The sequence below is a fragment of the Flavobacterium sp. genome (assembly GCF_023151265.1).
GTDB lineage: Bacteria > Bacteroidota > Bacteroidia > Flavobacteriales > Flavobacteriaceae > Flavobacterium.
The window spans coordinates 1-2,663 of the sequence record NZ_JAKLJH010000206.1 but is presented as its reverse complement, the minus strand read 5'-3'; the positions used below and the strand labels follow the sequence as shown (position 1 = coordinate 2,663).

Here is a 2,663-nt window from a genome sequence, read left to right as displayed (position 1 = left end):
ATTCTTCAGCTTTTTGGTGCCGATGTTCATGAATTATCATGGTTTTGGATAATTGCTCCTTTAATGGGATTAATTGTGCAACCGATAATCGGACACTATAGCGATAACACTTGGTCTAAATTTGGTAGAAGAAAACCTTATTTCTTAGCAGGTGCGATCTTAGCATCAGTTGGTTTAATTTTAATGCCACAAGCCGAAATTTTCATTGCTTTCATGCCAGCTCTTTGGGTTGGTGCCGGAATGTTAATGATTATGGATGCTTCTTTTAACATCGCAATGGAACCTTTCCGTGCTTTGGTGGGAGATAATTTAAGGGCAGACCAACATACGTTAGGTTTTAGCGTTCAAACCGCATTAATTGGAATAGGTGCCGTGGTAGGATCATGGTTGCCTTATGTTTTAACCAATTGGTTTGGAATCAGTAATCAACCTTCAGAAACTTCTGCTGTTCCATTAAACTTAATTTATTCTTTTATTATTGGAGCTCTAATTTTAGTGGCTTCAATTTTAGTAACCATTTTCACAACTAAAGAATATTCTCCAGAAGAATTAGAACAATTTAGAGACGAGAAAGAACACAAAGAAGCTATTGGTGAAACCAAAGAAGCCAAACTTTCTGATGTTTTTTCAGATTTTGCTAAAATGCCAGAAACAATGCGTCAATTAAGTTGGGTACAATTCTTTTCATGGTTTGGATTGTTTGGAATGTGGGTTTTTACAACTCCAGCTATAGCCCAACACATTTATGGGTTATCAGTAGATGATACTAAAAGTCCAGAATTTCAATCTGCCGGAGATTGGGTAGGAATTATTTTCGGAGTTTACAATGCAGTTTCTGCTGTGGTAGCTTTTGCATTACCATATATCGCAAAACAAATTGGACGAAGAAAAACACATGCACTTTCTTTAGTTTTAGGTGGAATCGGATTAATCTCGATGTATTTTATGCCTAACAAAGAGGCTTTAATATTCTCAATGGTTTTAGTCGGATTCGCTTGGGCAAGCATTTTGGCTATGCCTTACGCTATTTTGGCGGGCTCCATTCAACCTAAAAAAATGGGTGTTTACATGGGAATTTTCAACTTCTTTATTGTAATTCCACAAATTATTAATGCTTTAATTGGTGGTCCTTTAGTGAAATACGTTTATAACGATCATGCTATTTATGCTATTGTTATGAGTGGTGTGAGTTTCCTATTGGCTGCCCTTTTGGTATTAAAAGTTAAAGATCAAAAAGATATTTAGACCATGAAAAAAGCATTCATATTCGACCTTGATGGCGTAATTGTTGACACGGCTAAATACCATTTTTTAGCTTGGCAAAAGTTGGCCAACCAATTAGGAATCGAATTTACGCACGAGCACAACGAAGGTTTGAAAGGCGTGAGCCGTGTTCGTTCGTTAGAGATTATTTTAGAATTGGGAAATGTACAAGCTTCCCAAGAAGATAAAAACAAATGGTTGGTTCAAAAAAATGAAGAATACCTTTCCTATTTAGTAGACATGGACGAAAGTGAAATTCTTCCAGGTGTACTAAATGTTTTGGAATTTTTGAAAAGTAGAGACCAATTCATTGCTTTGGGTTCGGCAAGTAAAAATGCGCGTCCTATTTTAGAAAAAACTAACATTATGCACTTTTTTGATGCTATCGTAGATGGAAATGACGTTTCAAACGCAAAACCTGATCCGGAAGTATTTTTAAGAGCAGCACAATTGGTAGGTGTTTCTAATGAAAATGCTATCGTTTTTGAAGATTCGGTAGCGGGAATTCAAGCGGCTAATATTGCCAACATGATAAGTGTAGGAATCGGTGATGCAGCCGTTTTACACGAAGCAAAGTACAATTTTAAAGATTTCACCTTTATGGATGAAGCCTTTTTATCGCAATTAATTGGTTAAGAAATTGACTAATTGACACATTAACAAATTGACATATTACAAAAATGAATCAAGATTATATACAACCCGACAATTGGTCGATTATTGAAGAAGGATTTGATGCAGAGCGAGTTAAATCTTCTGAAAGTTTATTTAGCATCGGAAACGGTGCTATGGGGCAACGCGCTAATTTTGAAGAACATTATTCTGGCAAAACCTTTCAAGGAAGCTACATTGCCGGAATTTATTATCCCGATAAAACCAAAGTAGGTTGGTGGAAAAACGGCTACCCAGAATATTTCGCAAAAGTATTAAACGCACCAAATTGGATAGGAATTGACATTGAAATCAATGGCGAAAACTTAGATTTAGCCAAATGCCAGTCGGTTTCTAATTTCCGTCGCGAGTTGAACATGAAAGAAGGAATTTATTATCGTTCTTTCAATGCAATTTTAGCAAATGGAACCGAAATCGCTGTAAAAGTACAACGTTTCTTGTCTTTAGATTTGGATGAAGTTGGCGTTATCAACTATGAAATCACCGCTTTGAATTCGGATGTAAAAATTGTTTTCAAACCTTATGTGGATGCTGGAGTTCATAACGAAGATGCCAATTGGGAAGAAAAATTTTGGGAACCAATAAGCGTAAAACATTCGGGTAACGAAGCTTTCGTAACCGCTAGAACTTTCAAAACGCATTTCACGGCAACTACTTTCATGCAAAATAGTATTTTGTTAGAAAGTTCGAATTTAAGTGTTGCTCCGGTTAGTGTTCAAGAAACAAAA

2 protein-coding genes and 1 pseudogene are annotated in these 2,663 nt (G+C 36.1%); all 3 read left to right on the top strand.

Features of this window, described 5'->3' with window-relative positions; genetic code table 11:
* Positions 1-1,245 (top strand): MFS transporter (locus L6Q46_RS13540; protein ID WP_291284750.1); only part of this gene is annotated, 1,245 nt, incomplete at its 5' end.
* A gap of 3 nt (positions 1,246-1,248) precedes the next feature.
* The gene (pgmB, locus tag L6Q46_RS13535) at positions 1,249-1,899 is read left to right on the top strand and encodes a beta-phosphoglucomutase (protein ID WP_291284749.1); all 651 of its coding nucleotides are present in this window, start codon (positions 1,249-1,251) and stop codon (positions 1,897-1,899) included.
* A gap of 44 nt (positions 1,900-1,943) precedes the next feature.
* Positions 1,944-2,663, top strand: a pseudogene (locus tag L6Q46_RS13530) (glycoside hydrolase family 65 protein); the annotation flags it as partial.